This is a genomic window from Sphingomonas sp. Leaf230, from assembly GCF_001421745.1.
Lineage (GTDB): Bacteria > Pseudomonadota > Alphaproteobacteria > Sphingomonadales > Sphingomonadaceae > Sphingomonas.
This window is the reverse complement of record NZ_LMKW01000008.1, coordinates 581,033-604,785: the sequence shown is the minus strand read 5'-3', so window position 1 is coordinate 604,785 and position 23,753 is coordinate 581,033. Positions and strand designations below refer to the sequence as shown.

Annotated in this window: 18 protein-coding genes and 1 tRNA gene; 14 read left to right on the top strand and 5 right to left on the bottom strand. The window is 66.5% G+C overall.

Annotation, left to right across the window (positions count from 1 at the left end; genetic code table 11):
* The first annotated feature begins 18 nt into the window (after nt 1-18).
* The 3 genes from ASE82_RS08350 (at nt 19) to ASE82_RS08340 (ending at nt 2,448) form a co-directional block, all read left to right on the top strand.
* On the top strand, nt 19-291 hold the full coding sequence (locus ASE82_RS08350) for a DUF1488 family protein (protein WP_056061362.1): 273 nt from the start codon (nt 19-21) through the stop codon (nt 289-291).
* Nucleotides 292-356: 65 nt separating this feature from the next.
* Nucleotides 357-1,100, top strand: a complete 744-nt coding sequence (locus tag ASE82_RS08345; RefSeq protein WP_056061845.1) for a class I SAM-dependent methyltransferase — start codon at nt 357-359, stop codon at nt 1,098-1,100.
* Nucleotides 1,101-1,251: 151 nt separating this feature from the next.
* Nucleotides 1,252-2,448: a multidrug effflux MFS transporter gene (locus tag ASE82_RS08340; RefSeq protein WP_056061842.1), complete on the top strand. Its 1,197-nt coding sequence runs from the start codon at nt 1,252-1,254 to the stop codon at nt 2,446-2,448.
* A 6-nt stretch (nt 2,449-2,454) separates the two neighbouring features.
* On the opposite strand, the gene ASE82_RS08335 is transcribed toward ASE82_RS08340, so the two are convergent.
* Entirely contained in the window at nt 2,455-3,930 is a 1,476-nt protein-coding gene (locus ASE82_RS08335; RefSeq protein WP_056061359.1) for a helix-turn-helix transcriptional regulator, read from the bottom strand.
* Nucleotides 3,931-4,115: 185 nt separating this feature from the next.
* Between ASE82_RS08335 and ASE82_RS08330 the strand changes: the two genes are divergently transcribed.
* From ASE82_RS08330 to ASE82_RS08320, 3 genes are all read left to right on the top strand, one after another.
* Nucleotides 4,116-4,385, top strand: coding sequence for a GlsB/YeaQ/YmgE family stress response membrane protein (locus ASE82_RS08330; RefSeq protein WP_056061356.1), 270 nt, complete (start codon nt 4,116-4,118; stop codon nt 4,383-4,385).
* An 86-nt stretch (nt 4,386-4,471) separates the two neighbouring features.
* Nucleotides 4,472-4,783: a hypothetical protein gene (locus ASE82_RS08325; RefSeq protein WP_056061354.1), complete on the top strand. Its 312-nt coding sequence runs from the start codon at nt 4,472-4,474 to the stop codon at nt 4,781-4,783.
* Nucleotides 4,784-4,806: 23 nt separating this feature from the next.
* A complete protein-coding gene (locus tag ASE82_RS08320) occupies nt 4,807-5,448 on the top strand; it encodes a general stress protein (protein ID WP_056061351.1) in 642 nt (213 codons plus the stop codon).
* 127 nt (nt 5,449-5,575) lie between these two features.
* On the opposite strand, the gene ASE82_RS08315 is transcribed toward ASE82_RS08320, so the two are convergent.
* Nucleotides 5,576-7,243 (bottom strand): MFS transporter, encoded by a 1,668-nt coding sequence (locus ASE82_RS08315; RefSeq protein WP_056061348.1) that lies wholly within the window; start codon nt 7,241-7,243, stop codon nt 5,576-5,578.
* Between the two features lie 229 nt (nt 7,244-7,472).
* Nucleotides 7,473-8,924, bottom strand: a complete 1,452-nt coding sequence (locus tag ASE82_RS08310) for a DcaP family trimeric outer membrane transporter (protein WP_235524620.1) — start codon at nt 8,922-8,924, stop codon at nt 7,473-7,475.
* Nucleotides 8,925-9,079: 155 nt separating this feature from the next.
* Between ASE82_RS08310 and acs the strand changes: the two genes are divergently transcribed.
* Nucleotides 9,080-11,035 (top strand): acetate--CoA ligase, encoded by a 1,956-nt coding sequence (acs, locus tag ASE82_RS08305; RefSeq protein WP_056061345.1) that lies wholly within the window; start codon nt 9,080-9,082, stop codon nt 11,033-11,035.
* Complete coding sequence (locus ASE82_RS08300; protein WP_056061342.1) at nt 11,032-11,655, top strand: response regulator transcription factor; 624 nt, start codon at nt 11,032-11,034, stop codon at nt 11,653-11,655. Before acs ends, ASE82_RS08300 begins: the two co-directional genes overlap by 4 nt.
* A gap of 256 nt (nt 11,656-11,911) precedes the next feature.
* On the opposite strand, the gene ASE82_RS08295 is transcribed toward ASE82_RS08300, so the two are convergent.
* Entirely contained in the window at nt 11,912-15,196 is a 3,285-nt protein-coding gene (locus tag ASE82_RS08295; RefSeq protein ID WP_056061338.1) for a hybrid sensor histidine kinase/response regulator, read from the bottom strand.
* Nucleotides 15,197-15,460: 264 nt separating this feature from the next.
* Between ASE82_RS08295 and ASE82_RS08290 the strand changes: the two genes are divergently transcribed.
* The 4 genes from ASE82_RS08290 to ASE82_RS08275 all read left to right on the top strand — a co-directional run bounded on the left by ASE82_RS08290 (nt 15,461) and on the right by ASE82_RS08275 (nt 21,506).
* A tRNA-Gly gene (locus ASE82_RS08290) sits at nt 15,461-15,534 on the top strand.
* Nucleotides 15,535-15,726: 192 nt separating this feature from the next.
* A complete protein-coding gene (locus tag ASE82_RS08285) occupies nt 15,727-18,930 on the top strand; it encodes an efflux RND transporter permease subunit (RefSeq protein WP_056061335.1) in 3,204 nt (1,067 codons plus the stop codon).
* A complete protein-coding gene (locus tag ASE82_RS08280) occupies nt 18,923-20,110 on the top strand; it encodes an efflux RND transporter periplasmic adaptor subunit (protein WP_056061332.1) in 1,188 nt (395 codons plus the stop codon). The genes ASE82_RS08285 and ASE82_RS08280 overlap by 8 nt, the downstream gene beginning before the upstream one ends.
* Entirely contained in the window at nt 20,097-21,506 is a 1,410-nt protein-coding gene (locus ASE82_RS08275) for an efflux transporter outer membrane subunit (protein ID WP_235524619.1), read from the top strand. Before ASE82_RS08280 ends, ASE82_RS08275 begins: the two co-directional genes overlap by 14 nt.
* Before the next feature lie 22 nt (nt 21,507-21,528).
* Here the strand turns inward: ASE82_RS08275 and trmB are convergent, their stop codons facing one another.
* Entirely contained in the window at nt 21,529-22,209 is a 681-nt protein-coding gene (gene trmB, locus ASE82_RS08270) for a tRNA (guanosine(46)-N7)-methyltransferase TrmB (protein WP_056061327.1), read from the bottom strand.
* Between the two features lie 65 nt (nt 22,210-22,274).
* On the opposite strand from trmB, the gene ASE82_RS08265 reads away from it, so the two are divergent.
* The gene (locus ASE82_RS08265) at nt 22,275-23,099 is read left to right on the top strand and encodes a formate/nitrite transporter family protein (RefSeq protein WP_056061324.1); all 825 of its coding nucleotides are present in this window, start codon (nt 22,275-22,277) and stop codon (nt 23,097-23,099) included.
* Nucleotides 23,099-23,728: a phosphatase PAP2 family protein gene (locus tag ASE82_RS08260; RefSeq protein WP_056061321.1), complete on the top strand. Its 630-nt coding sequence runs from the start codon at nt 23,099-23,101 to the stop codon at nt 23,726-23,728. Before ASE82_RS08265 ends, ASE82_RS08260 begins: the two co-directional genes overlap by 1 nt.
* Nucleotides 23,729-23,753 lie beyond the last annotated feature (25 nt).

Here is a 23,753-nt window from a genome sequence, read left to right as displayed (position 1 = left end):
CATAGCAGGAGCGAAGATATGGCCGAAGACCGTTTGAACATCGATACCAAGACCCTCGAGGACAATAGCGACCTGCGCCAGGTCGAGTTCGAGGCCGAAGTGAGCGAAGAACGCTATCAGTTCGCGGTCCAGTACGATGTGCTCGAAGCGCTCAGCACGGTATCGCCCGAAGGCGACGCCGTGGCGATCTTCAAACAGCATGCCGAAGAGATCGCCGAACTCGGCGTCGTCGCACTGGCGCGCGATCCCGATCAGGAGATTGTCGTCATCAGCGAAAACGATCTGGACTAGCGCTGGCTTCCGGCCGATCCTCCCCACCGAGCCGGCATTGTCGTCCGGACGGTGGGAGACGGATGATGAAAACGATCTGGACGAGCGTTGCAGTGGCGATGACCATCGCGGCGGGCACAACGACAGCGTATGCGCAGAAGGTCAGCCCCGCGATCACCAGCGCGCTCGCCGATCCGGCGCGCGCCGACCAGCAAGGCGGTGATGCCCGCCGCAAGGCCGCCGACGTCCTCGCCTTCTCCGGCGTGCGGCCGGGCAACGTGGTCGTCGATTACCTGCCGGGTGCCGGCTATTGGACCCGGATCTTCACCGGCGTCGTCGGACCCAAGGGCCATGTCTACGCGGTCTGGCCGGCAGCCGGCGCGAAATACGCCGAGAAGACGCTGCCCGCACTTCAGGCGCGCAATCTCGCCAACGTCACCGCCGTCGTCCAGACTACCAACCTGCCGACCTCGCCCAAGCCGGTCGACCTGTTCTGGACCGTGCAGAACTATCACGACATCGCCAATAACGGCGGCGGCGAGGGCGCGTTGAAGGCGTTCGACAAGGCGGTGTTCAACATGCTCAAGCGCGGCGGCATCTACGTCGTGATCGATCATGCGGATGCCCCCGGCAGCGGCCTGGGCGGGACCGAGACGCGGCACCGGATCGACCCGGCGGTAGTAAAGGCACAGGTCCAGGCGGCAGGGTTCAAGTTCGTCGGCGAGTCCACTGCATTGCGCAACCCGGCCGACGACCACGCCAAGCCGGTATTCGACCCCGCGATCCGCGGCACGACTGACCAGTTCGTCTACAAGTTCAAGAAGCCGTAAGCGCATCGGCGACTGATCGGCGGCACTAGCGTTCGTCGATCAGTCGCCATCGCCTTTGCGTTACGGCGTCCGAGTCCAGCGCTCGGGCATGGCGTTCGAGCGGCGACAGTCCTAAGCGGCTTTCATGAACGACAAAATTGCTGCCCCATCGATGCGTCCAGGCGAGTTCGTCGCCTTCATCGCCGCGTTGATGGCGGTCAACGCGCTCGGCGTCGACCTGATGCTGCCCGCGCTCGCCGATATCGGCCACCAGCTCGGCATCGCTACCGCGAATCACCGCCAGTGGATCATCACCGCGTACATGCTCGGCTTCGGCGCCGGGCAGCTCGTCTACGGGCCACTCGCCGATCGCTATGGCCGCCGGATCATCCTGCTCGTCACGCTCACGGGCTTCGTCGCAGCGAGTATCTTCGCCGCTGGATCGCAGACGTTCGCAGCATTGCTCGGTGCACGCGTTCTGCAGGGGCTGATGTCCGCATCGACGCGCGTACTCGCGGTCGCGATCGTGCGGGATCGGTATTCGGGTCGCCAGATGGCGCGCACGTTGTCCGTGGCGCAGATGATCTTCTTCTTGGTGCCGATCATGGCGCCGAGCCTGGGGCAGGTGCTGCTCCAGTTCGGTCCATGGCGATTCATCTTCTACGCGCTGGCCGGCTTCGCGGCGTTCGTCCTCGCCTGGTCGGTAATGCGGTTGCGGGAATCGCTGCCGGTCGAGCGACGGTCGCCACTGTCGTTCGCGTCGCTCCGCCAGGCGTACACGCTGACGCTGACCAACCGCTATTCGGCCGGCTATGCGGTCGCCGCGTCGATGACGTTCGGCGGGATCATCGCCTTCGTGTCGTCGGCGCAGCAAATCTTCGTCGACGAGTTCCATGCGGGCGAGCGGTTCACGATCCTGTTCGCGGTCTGCGCGTTTTCGATGGGGTGCGCGTCGTTCGCCAACAGCCGGCTGGTCGAGCGTCTCGGCACGCGGCTGATATCGCAGGCGGCGGTGCTAGGGCTGATCGCGCTGTCGGTGGTCCACATCGGCGTGATCGCCGCAGGGTCGGAATCGCTGTGGACCTACATGCTGTTCCAGGCGCTCAGCATGACGTGCATCGGCCTGTGCGGCTCCAATTTCGGCGCGATGGCGATGGAGCCGGTCGGGCACATCGCCGGCACTGCGTCGTCGATCCAGGGGTTCATCACCAGCGTCGGCGCGGTGATCGTCGGCTCGCTGATCGGCCAGTCGTACAACGGCACGACCTATCCGCTGGCGATCGGCTATCTCGCGATCGGGCTTGGCGTACTGGCGGTCGTGTACGTGGTCGAGGGCGGCAAGCTGTTCCACGCGCACCACAAGGCCTGATACACGTTACGCCCCCACGCCGCGTTCGTGCGCCCACACGATCGCGGCGCTGCGCCGGTTGACGCCGATCTTCGCGTAAAGCCGCGCGACATGGTTGCGCACCGTGTTGCGCGACAGGTCGAGCCGGGTGGCGATCGCCGCGTCGTCGAGATCTTGGCAGATCAGTTCGAGCACCTCGCGCTCGCGCTTGCTGAGTTCGGTGGTCGGGGGCGTGGTGCCCGAGCCGGCGCGTGGATTTCGTAGCGTCGCCAGCTTGTCCATGATCGACCGGCTGAGCCAGTTGGCGTCCTTCATCACCGCGTCGATCGCTTCGACGAGTTCGAGTTCCCCACGGCGGCGCGCCGTGATGTCCTGGTACAGCCACAGGACGCAGGGCGTACCATCGACGCTGATCCGTTCGGCAGAGACGAGGCAGTCCAAAGTTTCGCCGTTCTTGTGCAACAGGCGGACATCGTGGCCGCGGATGCCGTTCCGCTCGCGGATCTCGGTTTCCAGTTCCACCCGCTGCGCGGCGTCGTTCCATAGCTGGAGATCATCGGCGATCCGGTCGACGACCGCGTGATCGGTGTAGCCGGTGAGGCTCTTGAACGCGGCGTTGACCTGCACGATGCGGTTCTCGTCGCCCTTGGTGATGACCATCGCGACGGGAGCCATCTCGAACACCGACGCGAAGTGCCGCTCGCTCGCCTGCAGCGCCAGTTGCGCGCGACGCCGGGGTTCGAGGTCGGCGAAGGTGAACAGCAGGCAGTCTTCGTTGGCGAGTTCGATCGGCTGGCCCGCGAGGATGACCAGCGTCTTGTCGCCCCCCGCGAGCGGCAGCTCCGCCTCCAGTTGCGGAACGGTCTTGCCGGCTGCGACGCGTTCCTTGACGAACGGCTTGCGCTCGACCTCGGCTAGGAAGTCGAGATCGAACAGCGTCTTGCCGACGATCTGGTCGCGGTCGTAGCCGGAGAGATCGAGGAACCCCTGGTTGACGAGGACATAGCGCTGGTCGGCGACCCGCATGATGAGGGCAGGGGCGGGGTTCGCATGGAACATCGCCTGGAACCGGTCCTCCGCGTCGAACCGTTCGGAGACGTCGTTGATGACCATCCCCAGGCAATCGGGATCGCCGCCATCCTCATCCATGACGATGTCGCGGACCTGATGCACCCAGCGCGGCTCGTCCGCATCCGGTGACGAGACCTCGACGATCAGGTCGGGGAAGCTTTCGCCGGCAAGAAGGCGCATCAACGGATATTCGCGGCGCGGCAGCTTGCGACCGTCACGGTACCGCAGCCGAAAGCGCGCCGCGTAATCGTCCGCGGTCTCGCCCAGGTCGGCCAACGCCTTGACGCCGTGCATCTTCAACGCAGCCGGGTTCGCGCTGAGGATCATGCCGGTCGGGTCCATCAGGATCACGCCTTCGAGCAACCCGGTCATGAGCTGTTCCAGGTGATGCAGCGTCGGGGCGTGGAGCGGCTTTCCGTTGGTCTTGGTCATGCCTGTCCAGCGACCAAAAGGGGGCTGCGGTTCCGTGCCTGGCGCTATATTTATACTAATGCGACCGGTACGTGAGCACCAATCGCAAAATCCTGGCGCGGCGCCGAAACTGAACGGATCGTCGACCCCGACTGTTGAGCCTCCTGTACCATCACCCAGTATCATTATCGTCCAGGAGCCTCATCATGAACCTCATCATTCTTCTCGTCGTCGGCGGGCTCATTGGTTGGGTCGCCAGCATGATCATGCGCACCGATGCGCAGCAGGGCATCTTCCTCAACATCGTCGTCGGCATCGTCGGCGCGTTGCTGGCCGGCTTCCTGATCACGCCGCTGATCGGTGGTGCATCGATCATGGACGGCGCGCTCAACATCCAGTCGATCCTGATCTCGCTGGTCGGCGCGGTGATCCTGCTCGCGATCGTCAACATGTTTCGTCGCGGTACGGTTCGCTGATCGGACCGGGGGGCGGCGTGGTCGACATGCCGCCTCCCACTCGGCGACCATCCCCGTTTTCAAAACCAGAAACCCAGGAGAGTATCATGACCGTTCGAGCATTCATGGCATGCGGCGCAATGCTGCTGGCCTCCAGCGCCGTCGCGCAGACCGCAACGCATGCCGGCGCGCACAACCCGGCCGTCAAGAACAACGATGCCGCCCATGTCGCGGCACCGGCCAAAGGCGCCAATTCCTTCTCCGAAGACCAGGCTCGCGGTCGACTGACCAAGGCCGGCTACCAGTCGGTCTCGCGCTTGGCGAAGGACAGGGACGGCGTCTGGCGCGGCAGCGCGACCAAGGCCGGCAAGAAGGTCAATGTCGGGCTCGACTACAAGGGCAATTTGACCGCACGCTGATCCATTTTTCCAGGAGAGAAACGATGACCAAGACCCTTACCCGCCTGTTCGACGACTATTCGGATGCGAAGTCGGCACTGAACGATCTCGAGCGTCTCGGCGTGCCACATGACTCGATCAGCATCGTCGCGAACAACGCCGATGGCGGGCATGGCGATCACGACACGTCGCTGGACGACGTCAACGATCGTGGCGATGTCAGCCGTGGTGTCTCGACCGGTGCGGCCGTCGGCGGCGTCGGCGGCCTGCTCGCTGGTCTCGGCCTGCTCGCCATCCCGGGCCTGGGGCCGATCGTTGCAGCCGGCTGGCTCGCGTCGACGGTCGTCGGTGCCGGTATCGGTGCAGCGGGCGGTGCCGCCACCGGCACGATCGTCGGCGCACTGAAAGACGCGGGTCACACCGATGACGAAGCACATGTCTATTCGGAAGGCGTCCGTCGCGGCGGCACGTTGCTCAGCGCACGCGTCGACGACAGTCTCGCGACCGAGGCCGAAGCGGTTCTCGATCGTCATCGTTCGGTCGATGCGACCACTCGTGGTGCAGCGTATCGCCAGGACGGCTGGACGCGGTTCGACGAGGCAGCGCCTGCATACACGCGCGACGAAGTCGTTGCCGAGCGTGGCCGCTATGGTTCGGTATCGTCGACGAACGCGTCGACCTACTGAACGAAGTCGTCACGATCCTTGCCGCCAGCGTATCGGGCGGCGGGTGTGACAGCGTCGGAATAGCGAAGGGGTCGATTTGGGTTCACCCAAACCGACCCCTTCGTCGTTCAACTACAGGCCGAAGACCTTAGCCGTGCAGTGACCGACGGAACGTCTCGGGCAGGAACACCAGCCCGACCAGCACCGTCACCGCGCAGGCGACGATCGGATACCAAAGGCCGTAGTAAATATCCCCCGTCGCCGCGACCATCGCGAACGCCGCGGTCGGCAGGAACCCGCCGAACCAGCCATTGCCGATATGATAAGGCAACGACATGGAAGTGTAGCGGATCCGCGTCGGGAACAACTCGACCAGCAGCGCGGCGATCGGGCCGTAGACCATCGTCACGTACAGCACGAGCAGGACGAGGATCGCGATCACCATCGGCTTGTTGATCTGTGCCGGGTCCGCCTTTTCAGGGTAACCGACCGATGTCAGGGCGGTCTTCACTTCCGCACCGAACGCCTTGATCGCCGCTGCCTTCTCAGGACCCGAGACGACCGCGGGGTTGACGACCGGGATGGTCGTGCCACCGATGTGGATCTGCGCGACGGTGCCCGCGGGTGCGATCACGTTGGCATAGGAGATGCCGGCCTTCGCCAGATACGCCTTGGCGATGTCGCACGAGCTGCTGTCGAACTTGTTCTTGCCGACCGGATCGAACTGCACAGAGCATTCGTCGGGATTGGCGACGACGCTCACCGGCGAATTGGCCTGTGCCGCATAGAGCGCCGGGTTGGCGGCCTTCGACAGCGCATGGAACAGCGGCATGTACGTCAGTGCCGCGAGTGCGCAGCCCGTCAGGATGATGTATTTCCGCCCGATCTTGTCCGACAGCCAGCCGAAGAAGATGAACGCCGGCGTGGCGATCAAGAGCGCGATCGCGATCAGGATATTGGTAGTCGGTCCGTCAACGCGCAGGTTCTTCTCGAGAAAGAACAAAGCGTAGAACTGGCTGGTATAGAAGATGACGCCCTGGCCGACGACCGCACCGAACAGCGCGATCAGCACGACCTTGAGGTTGCTCCACTGCCCGAACGCTTCGGTCAGCGGCGCCTTCGAGGTCTTGCCCTCGTCCTTCATCTTCTGGAACACCGGGCTCTCTTCGAGCTGCATGCGGATCCAGAGCGACACTGCCAGCAGCGCGATCGAGACGATGAACGGGATACGCCAGCCCCATGCCGCGAATGCCTCTTCGCCCACCAGCGTACGTACGCCGATGACGATCAGCAGCGCCGCGAACAGCCCGAGCGAGGCGGTGGTCTGGATGAAGCTGGTGAACAGCCCACGCTTCTTGTCGGGTGCGTGCTCCGCGACATAGGTCGCGGCACCACCGTATTCGCCGCCGAGCGCGAGGCCCTGCAACAGGCGCAGCACGACGAGCGCGATCGGCGCGGCAACGCCGACCGAGGCGTAGCTGGGGAGCAGGCCGACCAGGAAGGTCGACAGGCCCATGATCGCCATCGTCACGAGGAAGGTGTTCTTGCGCCCAACGACATCGCCGATCCGTCCGAACACCAGCGCACCGAACGGCCGCACCGCGAACCCCGCCGCGAACGCTGCGAGCGCGAAGATGAACCCGGTGGTCTCGTTGACGCCCGAGAAGAACTGCGCGGTGATGATCGTCGCCAGCAGGCCGTAGAGATAGAAATCATACCATTCGAACACCGCGCCGAGCGACGACGCGATGATGATGAGCGGCTGGCTCTGCTTCACGTGCCCGAGGGGCGAAGCATCCCCTGTTGTAGTCGCCATGGCAGTGTCCTCTCAGAAGGAAAATTGGGTGGAACAGCCGATCTCTGCCGACTTATGAAAAACTAGAAATGCCGGCCAAGCGGCTTGCCGATCCTCCCCCGCCAGGGGGAGGTGGCAGGCACTTGCCTGACGGAGGGGGAGGAACGCGATGACCATTGTTCCGCATCCTCTCCCTCCGTCACCCTCGGCGACACCTCCCCCTTGCGGGGGAGGATCGTGAAATCATGCGCTAGAACGAGTACCGCGCCGCGAGCTCGCCACGGTCCATCTTGCCGACCTGCCCGTCGACCAGTTCGCGCTCGGCGTGACGGAATTCGACGCCGAGGTCGATGTTCTTGATCGGCGAGTAGAACAGGTTGGCGGACGCGCTCCACGCCGAGTCGCTCGCGCCGACGGGCTCACCGCCGGTCGGGTAATCGATCGACTGGACGCTGCCGATGAAGGTCGAGCGCAGCTTGTCGGTCCAGCCGAGCTTCAATGCCGCGAACCCTGCGGTGAGGCTTGGCGTATACAGCCGCGCGCCGACCACCGGCACGAACACCGCGTCGGGGGCGAGATCGAGACCGACATAGCGGCCGATCCCGTCGCCGTGCGTGACCATGAAGCGGATATCCGAGCGGCCCTTGGCATCGAGCGGTACCTTGCCCGCGAACGACACGCCCCAGCCGGTCGCGCTGTCCTTGAGCGCACCCGTATCGATCGTCAGCTGGCGCGCGAGGCCGGCCAGCGAGAACTCGCCGAACGCGGTCTTGTAGTTGAGCCGCGCGGTGACGTCGGGCAGGCGATCGTCGGCATTCTCGACGATCGTTGCGGACACAAGGCTGGTCGATGCCGTCTCCGGGTTTTCGGCCGCGACTGACAGCGACAGCGTGTCGTTGAGCTTACGCGTGTAGCGGATCTGCGCCTGGCGGACGAACACGGTGCCTTCCGACGGACCGATGAAGTCGGTCGTCTCGGGCAGCGCACCGATATACTGGAAGTTGGTCCACTCCTGCCCGAACAGCCAATCGTCGAACGTGAAGAACGCGCGGCGCAGGCCGGGGTTGTAGCCGTTGACGACGCGCTGGTTGCCTTGAGTCCCCGGCACGACCTGGAAATCGACTTCGAGCAGGCCCTTCAGCGTATGACCGGCGATCGGCGTTTCGGTGCCCAGCACGATCCGCGTCTGCTTGGCGTGTGCCTCGACGCTGTTGCCTTCGTTGCGGCCACCGACCGGGGTCATGCTCGGAAAATAGAAGTCGCGACCGACCGATTCCGGCGCGATGTTGCCCCCGCTGTAGCGACTGACCGATGCCCAGGTCTTAATGAAGCCGTTGAGCTTGACCGTCGTCCCCGCGACCTTGAACCCGTCGGTGGACGGCGCCGCGCCCGGTGCCTTCGCTTCGGCGAGCGCGGTCGGCGCGGTCGGGCCCATCGGCGCGGTCGGATGCAGATCGTTCGGCGCGGACGCAACCGCCGTCGGTGCGGAGGTCGATGTCGCCGGAGTAGCAGGCTGGGGCGCGGTCGCCGCCGTTGCCCGCGCCGCGTTCAGCTCGCCGCGCAGATCCTGCACCGCCGCCTCCAGCGCCTTCAACCGCGTCTCGAGTTCGACCTCACGCGCGGTCTGCGCCTGCGCCATGCCCGGCACCAGCGCGGTACCAGCCAACAAGGCCGTCAAGGCCAGCCGTTTCGTAAACGCCATACGTGTCATCCCCGTCTCTGCTCTCTTCCACTGATCTGACGCGTGGATAGCAGCGCCGTCATCATGGCGCATTGCGAACCTGCGTCCATCCCTTACTTTGGTTAGGGATGATCGCCCGAACGCGACCGCGTACAGCGCGGCAAAAGGAGAGCCAGATGACCGAGGCAAGCTATCCCGTCCCCGCGGAATGGGCGAAGGACGCCCTGATCGATGCCGCCGCCTATGACCGGATGTATGCCGAGGCCGCGACCGATCCCGACGCGTTCTGGGCGAAGGAGGCCAAGCGGCTCGACTGGATCGTGCCGCCGACCAAGATCAAGGATACCTCGTTCGACGAGAGCGACTTCCACATCCGCTGGTTCGAGGACGGCCAGCTCAACGTCGCCGCGAACTGCGTCGATCGCCACGCCGAGACGCGCCCCGACGCGACCGCGATCCTGTGGGAAGGCGACGACCCCGCCGACGACCGCAAGATCAGCTATGCCGAACTCCGCGATGAGGTCTCGAAGCTCGGCAATGCGCTGAAGGCGAATGGCGTCAGGAAGGGCGACCGCGTCACGATCTATCTGCCGATGATCCCCGAGGCGGCGTTCGCGATGCTCGCCTGCGCACGGATCGGCGCGATCCACTCAGTCGTCTTCGGCGGCTTCTCGCCCGAGAGCCTGTGCAACCGCATCCACGATTGCGACAGCCGCATCGTCATCACCGCCGACGAAGGGCTCCGCGGCGGCAAGACCGTGCCCCTGAAGGCCAATGTCGACGCCGCGCTCGACCACGGCGATCTCGCGGTCGAGACCGTCATCGTCGTCCGCCGCACCGGCGGCAAGGTCACGATGACCGAAGGCCGCGACTGCTGGTATGCGGACTGCGTCGAGGGCCAGTCGACCGACTGCGCGCCCGAGCCGATGAACGCAGAGGACCCGCTGTTCATCCTCTACACCAGCGGCTCGACCGGCCAGCCCAAGGGCGTTCTCCACTCGACCGGCGGCTATCTGGTGTGGGCGTCGATGACGCACGAATACGTCTTCAACTACCGGCCCGGCGAGATCTTCTGGTGCGCGGCGGACGTCGGCTGGGTCACCGGCCACACCTATTCGCTGTACGGCGCGCTCGCCAACGGCGCGACCACCGTGATGTTCGAGGGCGTGCCGAACTATCCCGATCACAGCCGCTTCTGGCAGATCGTCGATAAGTATCAGGTGAACATCCTCTATACCGCACCGACCGCACTCCGGTCGCTGATGCGCGAGGGCGACGACTGGGTGACGCGCACCAGCCGCAAGTCGCTGCGCCTGCTCGGCTCGGTCGGCGAACCGATCAATCCCGAGGCGTGGAACTGGTATCACAGCGTCGTCGGCGACGGCCGTTGCCCGATCGTCGACACTTGGTGGCAAACCGAAACGGGGGGCCACATGATCTCGCCTTTGCCCGGCGCAACCGCACTCAAGCCCGGTAGCGCAACGAAACCCCTGTTCGGCGTGCTGCCCGAACTGGTCGATGCGGACGGCAAGGTGCTGGAGGGCGCGGTCGAGGGCAACCTCGTCATCGCCGACAGCTGGCCCGGCCAGATGCGGACCGTGTGGAACGATCACGAGCGCTTCTTCCAGACATACTTCTCGACCTACCCCGGCAAGTATTTCACCGGCGACGGCTGCCGCCGCGACGAGGATGGCTATTACTGGATCACCGGCCGCGTCGACGACGTCATCAACGTCAGCGGCCACCGCATGGGCACGGCCGAGGTCGAGAGCGCACTCGTCGCGCATTCGAAGGTCGCCGAAGCCGCGGTCGTCGGCATGCCGCACGACGTGAAGGGCCAGGGCATCTACGCCTACGTCACGCTCAACGCGAACGCCGAGCCGAGCGAGGAATTGCGCAAAGAGCTCGTCCAGTGGGTCCGCCGCGAGATCGGCCCGATCGCGACCCCCGACATCCTCCAGTTCGCCCCCGCGCTGCCCAAGACCCGCTCGGGGAAAATCATGCGCCGCATCCTGCGGAAAATCGCGGAGAACCAGCTCGACCAGCTCGGCGACACCTCGACGCTCGCCGATCCCGCGGTGGTCGACGCGCTGATCGCCGGCCGCGAGGAGGCTATCCCCGTACCGGCATGACGCGCACGATCCTAATCGCCGACGATCACCCGCTGTTCCGCCAGGCGCTCAAACTGGCGGTCAGCCGTGCCGCGCCCGATGCGGTGGTGATCGAGGCCGGGCAACTCTGCGAGGCGGTCGATGCGGCGCGGGGGGCGGAGCGTCTCGACCTGATCCTGCTCGATCTGCGGATGCCGGGCTCGGAAGGTTTCGCGGGCGTCGCGCTGCTGCACGCCGAACGCCCCGACACGCCGATCATGGTGATCTCCTCGGCCGACCAAGCCGAGGCTGCACCGCGTGCGAGGGCATACGGCGCAATAGGCTTCGTCTCGAAAACTGCTGATCTCGCCACGTTGGAAAATGCCGTAGCCCGAGCCCTCTCCGGCGAACGCGACGCGCCAGTCGATGGCGCCCCCGTCGATGACATGGCGACGCGCGTTGCGAGCCTCACCCCCACCGAACTCAAAGTCCTCCTTGGCGTCCTAGCCGGCCGCCTGAACAAGCAAGTCGCCTTCGACCTCGGCATTTCGGAAGGCACGGTGAAGGGTCATATGACGGCGATCCTCCGCAAACTCGGCGTCCAGAACCGCACGCAAGCCGTCCTCGCGGCCCGGGCAATGGACATCCACTTCGCCGACTAATCGCGCGCCACGTACTGCCTCAACGTCATCCTGACGAAAGTCAGGACCCAGGATACCACCCACCCCGATCATGGCTCTGGATCCTGACTTTCGTCAGGATGAAGGCGTGGCTTCGTGCCTCAATCCTCCCCCGCAAGGGGGAGGTGGCGCCGAAGGCGACGGAGGGGGAGGAACACGCAACAGCAGTTCTCCCTTTCCTCCCCTCCGTCAGGCAAACGCCTGCCACCTCCCCCTGGCGGGGGAGGATCGAGAAGCCTCAACTCCCCAGCGCCGCCGCCGCAGACGCATCCTCGATAAACCGCCACAAATCCGCCGGCACCACCGGCTTCGTCAACACCACCAGCCCAGCACACCGCACATCCTCCGCCACCGCGCGATCCGCCGTCACCAGCGCAATCGCCGGCGCCGGCGTCATCGCCCGCAACCGCGCAACAACATCCAGCCCGTCCTCGACCTCGTCCAGATGAAAGTCGACCAGCGCCACATCCGGTTCCTCGTCCGCCGCCAGTTCCATCGCCTCCGCGATCGTCGCCGCCAGCAACGGCACGCACCGCCGCGCCCGCAACGCCGCATCGAGCGCCGCGAGGATCGTCGCATCATTGTCGAGACACAGCACCCGCAACCCCGGCACCAGCGCACGGCTGGCCAGAGGCGTTGGCAACAAAACGTCCAGCCCGGCCGGCGCAAGCGGCACCCTTACCGCAAACGTCGTCCCCCGCCCCAATTCCGACCGCAACTCGACCGCAACCCCAAGCAATCGCGCGATCCGCCGAACGATCGCCAGCCCCAGCCCGACACCACCGCCCGCGCTGCCCTTGCTCTCCAGCCGCTCGAACTCCTCGAAGATCCGCTCGCGGTCCCCAGCAGCGATCCCCGGCCCGTTGTCGCGCACCTCGATCAGCACATCGTCGCCCCGCCGTCGTGCGCCGATCCAGATCCGCCCGTCCGCCGAATAGCGTACCGCATTCGACAGGAAATTCTGCAGGATCGACCGCAGCAACGACCGATCCGTCGCCACGCTGAACACACCGGGATGCGCCGCCAGCACGAGCCCACGCTCACCCGCCAACGGCCGGAACTGCACCGCCAGCTCGTCGATCAACGGCCCCAACGCAAACCGCTCGACCTTCGGCACCACGCCCCCCGCATCGAGCCGCGACACGTCGAGCAGCGCGCGCAGCAACGTGTCCGCCGACCCGATCGCGCCATCGATCGCGCGCACCAGTTCCGCCTGATGCGGCGCCCTGTCCTCCGCAAGCGCCGCGCAAAACAGCCGCGCCGCATGCAATGGCTGCAACAGGTCATGGCTCGCCGCCGCCAGGAACCGCGTCTTGTCGCGCGTCGCGGTCTCGGCGATCGCGCGCGCCTCGCCCAGCATGTGGTTCGACCGCGCGAGGTCCTGCGTCCGTGCTGCGACCCGCGCCTCGAGATCGGCCTGCGCCTCCTTCTCCGCGGTGATGTCGGTGAAGCTCTGGACGTACCCGCCGCCCGGCATCGGCCGCCCGACCATCTTGATCCACCGCCCCGATGGCCGTTGCCGTTCGAAACTATGCGGCGTCCCGCGCGCGAGATGCGCCACCCGCCGACCGACATGCGCCGCGATATCGCCCGCGATGCCCTCGCGCTCGGCATTGTAGCGGATCAGGTCGGCGATCGAGCGCCCGACGACGACATAGCCCTCGGGATAGTCGAACATCTCGACATAGCGCGGATTCCACGCGACCAGCCGCAGGTCCGCATCGATCACGCTGACACCCGGATCGATCGTCTCCAGCGTCGCGGACAACAGCGTGCGCGAGAACCGCAGCGATCGCCCGCGCTGGTCGAGCAGCCGCACCACGTCGCTGACGTCGATCGCCGACCCGGCAATGCTCGACGCGACGATCTTGCGCGCCGACGGCGCGCCGATCACGCCCGCGATCAACCGCTCGGCAGTGCGCGCGGCAGGCCCGTCGATCGGCGCGCGCAAGTCCGGCGACGCCACCCCGATCGCCTCCGCCTCGCCATCGCCGACGAACCGCGCGACCAGCATCCGCAATTCGCCCAAAGTCGTGACGTGATCGAGCGCAGCGTTCCCCCGATGCCGCTCGCGCAAATGCAGCCCGGCCATCAGCGCGACGTTGACGCCGAGGCTCCACACCGTGCCATTGACCAACGGCGAGCCGATACGCCACCCAAGCAGCGCATCCGGATCGAGCCACCCGCGCGTGAACTGCGCAAGCGCCGGCCCGACACCCTCGCCGATCGACGGCAGCAACAGGCAGTAAATCCAGACGATCACGCCGCCGACCAGCCCGGCGCGTGCCGCCGTATGGTTGGCGAAGTTCCACCCCACGCTTGCGATCAATGCAGGCGCGAACTGCGCGACGCCCGCAAACGCGATCAGCCCGATCGACGCCAGCGGCAGGTCCGCACCAAGACTCCGGCCATACACCAGCGCAACCGCGACGATCGCGGCGATGATGACCCGCCGCACGCGCAGCATCCGCCGGCCGAGTTCGCCCTCGCCCGCCTCGCCGTGCCGCCGCAGCAACAGCGGCGCGAGCAGGTCGTTGGTCGCCATCGTCGACAACGCGATCGTCTCGACCACCACCATCGCCGTCGCCGCCGAGAAGCCACCCAAAAACGCGAGCAACGCGACGAGGTGATGTCCCTGCTGCAACGGCACCGCCAGCACATACAGATCGGGCTCTGCACCATCCGGCAACAGCGTCATCCCGGCGAGCGCCAGCGGCAGCACGAGCAGCGAGATCACTACCATGTACGCGATGAACGGCGCCCGCGCTCGGGCGACCGACTCCGGACCCTGCGCCTCAATCACGCCAACATAGAATTGCCGCGGCAGGCACAGGATCGCGAGCGCCGACAACAAGGTCCGCACCCAGAAATCGGACGTCAGCGTACCCCAGGTGAAGCCGGACCGAAGCCGCGCCACCGGCGGTGCCAGCGTCTCGGCCGGCACGTCAGCGAGCAACGCGACCGTCACCACCCCGAGCACCACGAAACACACCAGCTTGATCAGTGACTCCGCCGCGATCGCCGCGACCACGCCGGGGTTGCGCCCCGCCACTTCATACCGCCGCGCGCCAAAGACGATCGCGAACACCGCCAGCAACAGCGCGACGAACGTACCGACCTCCGCCGAACTCCCCACGCCCGCGATTGCGCCAAAACTCAGCGTCACCGATCGCAGTTGGAGCGCGATATACGGCACCGACGCAAGCAACGCTGTCCCCGCGACGATCGCTGCCGTCCCCCGGCTGCGCCCATAGCGCGCGGAGATGAAGTCCGAGATCGAACTCGACCCTTCCTCGCGCGCCAACCTTACCAGCCGCGCGAGAAACTTCGGTGCGAGCAGGAACACCAAAGCCGGCCCGAGATAGATGGCTAGGTAATCCCACCCCCGCGTCGCCGCCGTGCCGACCCCGCCGAAGAACGTCCAGCTGCTGCAATACACCGCCATCGACAGTGGATAGGCGATCCGCTGGAGCCGCGCCGACAGCCCGCGCCGGTCGACGATCCAGGCGATCCCGAACAGCAACGCGCCATAGGTCAGGATCGCGACGATGACACTTGGCCCGACGATGGCAGCGCTCCGGTTCAGGATTGAGTCGGCGATCTAGCACAGGACGCGCGCCCGACGTCGATCGGTATGTGACGTGCCGCGACGGCTAGCGGCTTGCACCGACAGGACCGTTTGAATAAGAGCGGAGGGCTCTTCCCGTTCGCCCGTTGGAATTCCAACGGAAAGATTATTGGAACGGAGATCGGCACAGTCTTGGAAATCCAATGATTTCAAGGCGATGCGGGTATAGTACAATGGTAGTACAGCAGCCTTCCAAGCTGAATACACGGGTTCGATTCCCGTTACCCGCTCCACCCTCAGTCGAAATCACCGGACCGCGCGCATAGCGACCGGTACGCGTGCGTTCGCGGCCATCGCGCCAGAAACGTAAGCAACATTGACCCTTGCATTTCCCTGCTGCGCTGCCGCAAAGGGGAATTGTCGGGCAGGTCTGGCGGCTCCGGGAGTCGCCACCAGTCGTGCCGCGTTCGGATTGGAGTCTCTCCGTGATCGGTATCGTCAGGGTCGCCCTATCGCGCCCGCTCACCTTCATCGTCATGGCCATTCTGGTCGCGGTCGTCGGCGTGCTGGCGGCCGTACGGACTCCGGTCGACATCTTCCCCGACATCAAGGTGCCGGTGATCGCCGCCGCCTGGACCTATCAAGGCCTATCACCCGACGACATGGCGGGGCGGATCATCACGCCGTACGAGCGCGTGCTGTCGACCACCGTCAACGACATCGACCATATCGAGAGCCAGTCGATGCCGGGCATCGGCGTGGTGAAGATCTATTTCCAGCCGGGCGCCGATATCCGCACGGCCACTGCGCAGGTCACGTCGGTGTCGCAGACGGTGCTCCGCCAGTTGCCGCCGGGCGTCACTCCGCCGCTGATCCTCAACTACAGCGCCTCGACCGTGCCGATCCTGCAGCTCGCGCTGTCGGGCGTCGGGCTGTCCGAGGGCAAATTGTTCGATACCGCGGTCAACCAGATTCGCCCCGGCCTCGTCACCGTGCCGGGCGCGGCGATCCCGTATCCATCGGGTGGGCGTCAGCGTCAGGTGCAGATCGATCTCGACCCGCAGGCGCTGCAGTCGAAGGGCTTGTCCGCGCAGGACGTCGGCCTCGCGATCGCCGCGCAGAATCAGATCAACCCGGCCGGCTTCGCGAAGATCGGTGGGTTCCAGTATAATGTCCGCCTGAACAACGCGCCGGGCTCGATCGACGAGTTGAACAACCTGCCGGTCAAGGTCGTCAACGGCGCGACGATCTACATGCGCGATGTGGCGCATGTCCGCGACGGCAGCGCGCCACAGACCAACGTCGTCCATGTCGACGGGTCGCGGTCGGTGGTGATGACGATCCTCAAGAACGGCTCGACCTCGACGCTGGCGATCGTCCAGGGGATCAAGGACGCGCTGCCCGCGATCCAGGCGACCTTGCCCGACAGCCTCAAGATCGTGCCGATCGGCGACCAGTCGCTGTTCGTGAAGGCGGCGGTCGAGGGCGTCGTCAAGGAAGGCGCGATCGCCGCCGCGCTGACCAGCCTGATGATCCTGCTGTTCCTCGGGTCGTGGCGCTCGACCGTCATCATCGCGATCTCGATCCCGCTGGCGATCCTCGCCGCGATCATCGCGCTGTCGGCGACTGGGCAAACGCTGAACGTGATGACGCTCGGTGGCCTCAGCCTCGCGGTCGGCATCCTGGTCGACGATGCCACGGTGACGATCGAGAACATCAACTGGCATCTGGAGCAGGGCAAGAGCGTCCGCCAGGCGATCCTCGACGGCGCCGCGCAGATCGTCACCCCGGCGTTCGTGTCGCTGCTGTGCATCTGCATCGTGTTCGTGCCGATGTTCTTCCTGCCGGGCGTCGCGGGCTTCCTGTTCGTCCCGCTCGCGCTGTCGGTGGTGTTCGCGATGATCGCGTCGTTCGTCCTCTCGCGCACGCTGGTGCCGACGATGGCGATGTACCTGCTCAAGCCGCATGCGGGCGACGTCCATGCCGCGGGCACGCCGACGTCGCGCAATCCGCTCGTCCGGTTCCAGCGCGGTTTCGAGGCGCGGTTCGAGCGGTTTCGAGGCGGTTATGGTCGCCTGCTGGAGCGCGCGCTGGCGACCGGCAAGCCGTTCCTGCTCGGCTTCCTGGCGGTGGTTGCGCTGTCGATGCTGCTGATCCCGTTCCTCGGCCAGAACTTCTTCCCCGCGGTCGACGCAGGCCAGATCACGATGCACGTCCGCGCGCCGATCGGCAGCCGGATCGAGAGCACGTCGGCGCAGTTCGACCGGATCGCGCGGAGGGTGCGCCAGATCATCCCCGCGAACGAACTCGTGTCGGTGGTCGACAACATCGGCCTGCCGGTCAGCTCGATCAACGCGACCTACAACAACTCCGGCACGATCGGTCCGCAGGACGGCGACATCCTGATCCAGCTCGCGCACGAGCATGCGCCGACCGCCGATTACGTGCGCAAGCTGCGCGAGACGTTGCCCGGTGCGTTCCCCGGCGCGACCTTCTCGTTCCTGCCCGCCGACATCACCAGCCAGATCCTGAACTTCGGTGCGCCCGCGCCGATCGACGTGCAGATCACCGGCAAGGATGCGGCGGGCAACTACGCCTACGCACGGACTTTGCTGCGGAAAATCGCGGCGATCCCGGGCGTTGCCGATGCGCGCATCCAGCAATCGGCGCGCTACCCGGAACTCCGCGTCAACATCGACCGCAGCCGGATCGGCCAACTCGGGCTGACGGAGCGCGACGTCACCGCCAGCGTCGGGTCCTCGCTCGCGGGCACGGTCCAGACCGCGCCGGTCTATTACCTCAACCCCGAGAACGGCGTGTCGTACAGCGTCGTCGCGCAGACTCCCGAATACCGTGTCGGATCGATGAGCGACCTGTCGAACATCCCCGTCACCGGCACCAATGCGGGCGGTACGTCGCAGGTGCTCGGCGGGCTGTCCACGGTCGTCCGCGGTACCTCGCCCGCCGTCGTCTCGCACTACAACATCGCGCAGGCGATCGACATCTACGCGACCCCCAATGGCCGCGATCTCGGCGCGGTGGCGGGTGACATCAAGCGTGTGCTGGCCGATGCCAAGGCGTCCGCACCGAAGGGCACGACGGTCGCGCTGCGCGGGCAGTATGCGACGATGAACAGCGCGTTCTCAGGGCTATTCTTCGGGCTGATCGGGGCGATCGTGCTGATCTACTTGCTGATCGTCGTGAACTTCCAGAGCTGGCTCGATCCGTTCGTCATCATCACCGCGCTGCCCGGCGCGATCGCCGGCATCGTCTGGATCCTGTTCCTGACCGGCACGCCCTTGTCCGTTCCGGCGCTGACCGGCGCGATCATGTGCATGGGCGTCGCGACGGCCAACGCGATCCTGGTCGTGAGCTTCGCGCGCGAGCGGCTTGCCGAACTCGGGGACTCGCACAAGGCGGCGATGGAGGCGGGGATGACCCGCTTCCGCCCGGTGCTGATGACCGCGCTCGCGATGATCATCGGCATGTTGCCAATGGCGCTCGGCTTCGGCGAGGGCGGCGAGCAGAACGCGCCGCTCGGCCGTGCGGTGATCGGCGGGCTGATCGTCGCGACGTTCGCGACGCTGATGTTCGTGCCCGTCATCTTCAGCCTCGTGCACCGCAAGGACGCAGAACGCGCCGCCGCCAAAGCCCGCCGTGACGAGATTTTAGAGGAAGCGCATGTCTGAGATCGTTCATCCGGATCCCGTCGCCACCGAACCGCAGCGCGGGTCGCTCAAGAAAGTCGGCATCGTCGCGGCGGTGATCGCGCTGGCGCTGGTGGCGTTCGGCATCTTCACGCGGCACCGCTCGGACTCGCAACTCGCGACCTGGACGACCGCACAGTCGACCCCGATCGTCACCGTGATCCGCCCGACCGCCGAGGGCGCGAGCGACGCGCTGACGCTGCCGGGCAACGTCCAGGCATATAACAGCGCGGCGATCTACGCGCGGACCACGGGCTATATCCGCAAATGGTTCGTCGACATCGGCGATCCGGTCCGCGCCGGTCAGACGCTGGCGATCCTCGACGCGCCCGAGGTCGACCAGCAGGTCGCCGCCGCACAGGCCGATCTCCAGACCGCCCGCGCCAACCAGTCGCTCGCTGCATCGACCGCCACCCGCTGGCGCGATCTGCTCGCCAAGGATGCGGTGTCGAAGCAGGAGACCGACGAGAAGATCGGCGACCTCGCCGCCAAGTCCGCGATCGCCAGCGCCGCGTCGGCCAACGTCCGCCGGCTCGGCGCGTTGCAGGGCTTTACCCGCCTGACCGCGCCGTTCTCGGGCGTCGTCACGAGCCGCTCGACTCAGGTCGGCGCACTGGTGACCGCAGGGACGGCCGCGTCCACCCCGCTGTTCACGATCGCCGACGTGAACCGAATGCGCATCTATGTCCGCGTGCCACAGGCCTATTCGGGGCAGACCCGGCAGGGGATGCACGCGACGCTGACCGTGCCCGAATATCCGGGACGCGCCTTCGACGTGACGCTGACCCGCAGCGCCGACGCGGTCGACCCGCAGTCGGGCACCGTGCTGGTCGAGTTGCAGGCGGCGAACACTGATCGTGCGCTGAAACCGGGCGCCTATGCGCAGGTCAAGTTCCCGGTCGGTGCGGGCGGCACCGGCGTACGGCTGCCGTCGAGCGCGCTGGTGATCGGCGCGAAGGGCACGCAGGTCGCGGTCGTCGGCAGCGACGGCAAGGCGCATCTCAAGACGATCACGATCGGCCGCGACGATGGCGACAGCGTCGCGATCAGCGCAGGCCTCACCGCCGGCGACCGCGTGATCGACAGCCCGCCGGACTCGCTCCAGACCGGCGACCCGGTCCGTATCGCGCCTTCGACAGGACCCGCCCGTGCGAAGCGCTAGGCTGGGTATGGCGGCGGCGGCAAGCCTGGCCGGGTGCTCGCTCGCGCCGCCGTACAGCATCCCGCCGAGCCCCGCCGCGGCGGCGTACAAGGAACTCAGACCGCAAGGGCAGGGGCCCTGGCAGCGAGCCGCTACCGACACATCGCTCCCCGCCGCGTGGTGGACCGCGTTCGACGATCCGACGCTGACCGCACTCGAAGCGCGGATCGATGCGGGCAATCCCGATCTCGCCGCCGCCGTGGCACGCTACGACCAGGCGCGCGGTCTGCTCGGCGAGTCCCGTGCCGCGCTACTGCCGTCGATATCGGTAGGGGCCGACGGCGGCCGTTCGCGCGTATCCGCCGGCCGACCGCTCTCGCCGGGTAACGCCGCGACGTACAACAATCTCTCGGTCGGCGCGTCGCTGGCGTACGAGATCGACCTGTTCGGCCGCGTCCGCAATTCGGTCCGCGCCGATGCCGCCTCGGCGCAGGCCAGCGCGCAGGATGTGGTCGCGGTCCGTCTCGGGCTCCAGGCGTCGCTCGCGGATTCCTATTTCCAGATGCGCGGTCTCGATGCGCGTACGGTGTTGCTGCGCCAGACCGTCGCGGCGTTCCAGCGCGCCTACGACCTGACCGACACGCGTCATACCGGCGGCATAGCCTCGGGAATCGACGTCAGCCGCTCGGCCGCGTTGCTGTCGAGCGCGCGCGCGGAACTGTCGGCGGTCGCCGGCGCACGCGCGGCGTTCGAGCATTCGATCGCCGCTCTGGTTGGCGAGACCCCCTCGACCTTCGCAATTCCCGTAGCGGACACATTGCAGCGTCCGCCGGCGATCCCCGTCGGCGTGCCGTCGACGCTGTTGCAACGCCGCCCCGACATCGTCGCGGCCGAGCGCCGGATCGCTGCCGCCAACGCCCAGATCGGCGTGGCACGCGCAGCCCAATACCCGTCGCTCACGCTCGGCGGGTCGGGCGGGTTCGAGGCGGGCAACGGCAACATCCTCCGCGCCTCGAACAGCTTCTGGGCATTGGGGCCGCTATCCGCCGCACTCGCGATCTTCGACGGCGGTGCACGGCGTGCCCGCGTGCGCATTAGCCGCGCGCAATATGACGAGGCGGCCGCATCCTACCGCTCGACCGTTCTCACCGCCTTCCGCGAAGTCGAGGACGACCTCGCCCGCTCGCGTGCCCTGGTGGCCCAGGAACGCGACCAGCTGGCCGCAACCCGCGCCGCCGAGCGCACGCGCGATCTTGCGCTCATCCGCTACCGCGACGGCGCATCCGATTATCTCGACGTGGTGACGGCGCAGACCGCGGCGCTCGACGCGCAACGCCTGTTGCTCGAAGTGCAGAGCACGCGGCTACAGATCGCGGTCGACACCGTCCGCGCGATCGGCGGCGGTATCGCGACCTGACTGCCGAACCGCCGCCGCCGGGTCAGACCCGCAGGTAGCGGTAGTACCAGACCTCGTGGCCCTGCCGCCGGGCCTTGCGTTCGTACCGCGTCTCGGGCCAGTCGTCGGGACGGGTCAGGAAATCGTGGGGCGTCTTCGCCTGCCATTCGAAATCGCGACGCGCGTTCATGATCATCATCGACCAGCGACAATAGGTCGGATCGTCGGTGCCAAGCCGGAATTCCGCGCCGGGCTTGAGCTTGGCGGCGATCGTGTCGAGCGGGCCGTGGTTGACCATGCGGCGCTTGGCGTGGCGTGCCTTCCGCCAGGGATCGGGATGCAGCAGGTATAGCCGGTCCAGGCTTGCGTCGGGCAGGCGTTCGATCACCTCCAGCGCATCGCCCATGTGCAGCCGGACGTTGGTCAGCTCGCCGTCGCGGATGTGCGCAAGCGCACCGACCACGCCGTTGAGGAACGGCTCGCAGCCGATGAAGCCGACGTCAGGGTTCATCGCGGCCTGTCCCGCCAGATGCTCGCCTGCACCGAAGCCGATCTCGACGTGGAGGGGGCGGTGGTCGCCGAACAACGTCATCGCATCGATCGGGCCTTCCTCGGGCACCGACAGGTCGGCGAGCGTTTCCTCGACGAGCGCGGCTTGGCCGAGACGCAGCTTGTGGCCCTGGCGACGGCCATAGAGGCGGCGGATAACAGAAGGATCGTTCATCGCCGCGCGCTCTAGCGGGCGATTGCGCCGGAGCAAAGCGCGACGCGGACCGTTGCAGTCTCGTAATGGTCGACAACGCTTCCAATCCGCCCGGCGAAGACGTCGAGGATCTTAAGGCCGCCGATGCGCAGGACCTGCACAAGGCGGTTCGCGAGGAGGGCGAGGAAGAACTCGATCGTCCGGTGTCGTCGCTGTTCTTCTCCGGGCTCGCCGCGGGCATGGCGATCGCCAGTTCGCTGATCGCGGAAGGCGCGCTGCACCACGCGCTGCCCGATACGCCGTGGCGGACGATCATCGTCTCGCTCGGCTATCCGATCGGGTTCCTGGTCGTGATCCTCGGGCGGATGCAGTTGTTCACCGAGAGCACGATCACCGCGATGCTGCCGCTGGTGACTAAGCCGTCGGGCTGGGCATTGCGGCGCACCTTGCGGCTCTGGAGCGTCGTGTTGGGCGCCAACCTCATCGGGACGGCGCTGGCCGGCGGGATGATCGCCGCGGGCCTGCTCGGCGGCAGCGAGCTTCGTACGGCGATGATCGAGGTTTCGATGGCGATCACCGAACTCTCGCCGGGTGCGACGTTCGTCAACGCGGTCCCGGCCGGGTTCATGATCGCGATCCTCGCCTGGTCGCTGCCGAATGCGCGCGAACAGTCGTTCCTCGTAATCGTCGCGATCACCTATGTCGTCGCGATCGCTGCGTTCAGCCATTCGATCGTCGGATCGGTGGAGGCGTGGCTGCTGGTGTTTTCGGGTAAGGTCGGCGTGGTCGAAGCGCTCGGCGGCCTGATGGTACCGGCGATCCTCGGCAACTTGCTGGGCGGTGCGGGGTTGTTCGCCTTGCTCGCGCATGCACAGGTGCGCGGTGAAATGGACGGACAGGGCGAAAACTGATGGGCAAGACCAAGGACGCCGCAAAGGCCGTCGAGAAGGCGGACCGCAAGGCGACGCACAAGGCCGCCGAGCACCGCGACCAGCCGCTGGTCAAGGCGACCGGGTTCCTCGCCGAGATCGGCGACCAGCCGCAGCTGGTGGCGACCTCGATCGGCACGGTCGTGATCGGCCTGATCGCGCGCAGGCCGGACGTGATCCGTGGCGGCGTGCGGATGCTGGCGGCGCACGCGGCGGCGACCTTCGTCAAGTCGGCGATCAAGGCGTCGGTCGACCGCACCCGCCCCGAAAAGGCGATCGAGGGCGGCAAGGCGCGGTTCGAACCGGGCAAGAGCGACGATCACGACCAGACCTCGTTCCCGTCGGGCCATACTGCCGGCGCGGTAGCGGTCGCACGTGCCGCTTCGCGCGACATCACGGGCGCCGGTGGTCCGGCGGCGTTGATCTCTGGCGCCGTCGCGGCGGCGCAACCGGTGAACGGGAAGCATTACCTCTCCGATCTCGTCGTCGGTGCAGCGGTCGGCTGGATCGCCGAAGCGCTCGTCAGCGCGGTTTTCGACCGGGTCGCGCCCGTGGTCGAGACGGCGGTGGCCAGCAAGGCGCCCCTGCTGATCGAGCATGCCAAGGCCTGAGCGGTTCGACGCAACCCGAGTGTTA

Excerpts from the sequence above, each read along its gene's own strand:
- ASE82_RS08320 (WP_056061351.1), top strand. The coding sequence starts at position 4,807 with ATGACCAAGACCCTTACCCGCCTGTTCGACGACTATTCGGATGCGAAG.
- ASE82_RS08345 (WP_056061845.1), top strand. The coding sequence starts at position 357 with ATGAAAACGATCTGGACGAGCGTTGCAGTGGCGATGACCATCGCGGCG.
- ASE82_RS08300 (WP_056061342.1), top strand. The coding sequence starts at position 11,032 with ATGACGCGCACGATCCTAATCGCCGACGATCACCCGCTGTTCCGCCAG.
- ASE82_RS08280 (WP_056061332.1), top strand. The coding sequence starts at position 18,923 with ATGTCTGAGATCGTTCATCCGGATCCCGTCGCCACCGAACCGCAGCGC.
- ASE82_RS08315 (WP_056061348.1), bottom strand. The coding sequence starts at position 7,243 with ATGGCGACTACAACAGGGGATGCTTCGCCCCTCGGGCACGTGAAGCAG.
- ASE82_RS08350 (WP_056061362.1), top strand. The coding sequence starts at position 19 with ATGGCCGAAGACCGTTTGAACATCGATACCAAGACCCTCGAGGACAAT.
- ASE82_RS08260 (WP_056061321.1), top strand. The coding sequence starts at position 23,099 with ATGGGCAAGACCAAGGACGCCGCAAAGGCCGTCGAGAAGGCGGACCGC.
- ASE82_RS08265 (WP_056061324.1), top strand. The coding sequence starts at position 22,275 with ATGGTCGACAACGCTTCCAATCCGCCCGGCGAAGACGTCGAGGATCTT.
- ASE82_RS08330 (WP_056061356.1), top strand. The coding sequence starts at position 4,116 with ATGAACCTCATCATTCTTCTCGTCGTCGGCGGGCTCATTGGTTGGGTC.
- ASE82_RS08335 (WP_056061359.1), bottom strand. The coding sequence starts at position 3,930 with ATGACCAAGACCAACGGAAAGCCGCTCCACGCCCCGACGCTGCATCAC.
- trmB (WP_056061327.1), bottom strand. The coding sequence starts at position 22,209 with ATGAACGATCCTTCTGTTATCCGCCGCCTCTATGGCCGTCGCCAGGGC.
- acs (WP_056061345.1), top strand. The coding sequence starts at position 9,080 with ATGACCGAGGCAAGCTATCCCGTCCCCGCGGAATGGGCGAAGGACGCC.
- ASE82_RS08325 (WP_056061354.1), top strand. The coding sequence starts at position 4,472 with ATGACCGTTCGAGCATTCATGGCATGCGGCGCAATGCTGCTGGCCTCC.
- ASE82_RS08340 (WP_056061842.1), top strand. The coding sequence starts at position 1,252 with ATGCGTCCAGGCGAGTTCGTCGCCTTCATCGCCGCGTTGATGGCGGTC.
- ASE82_RS08310 (WP_235524620.1), bottom strand. The coding sequence starts at position 8,924 with ATGGCGTTTACGAAACGGCTGGCCTTGACGGCCTTGTTGGCTGGTACC.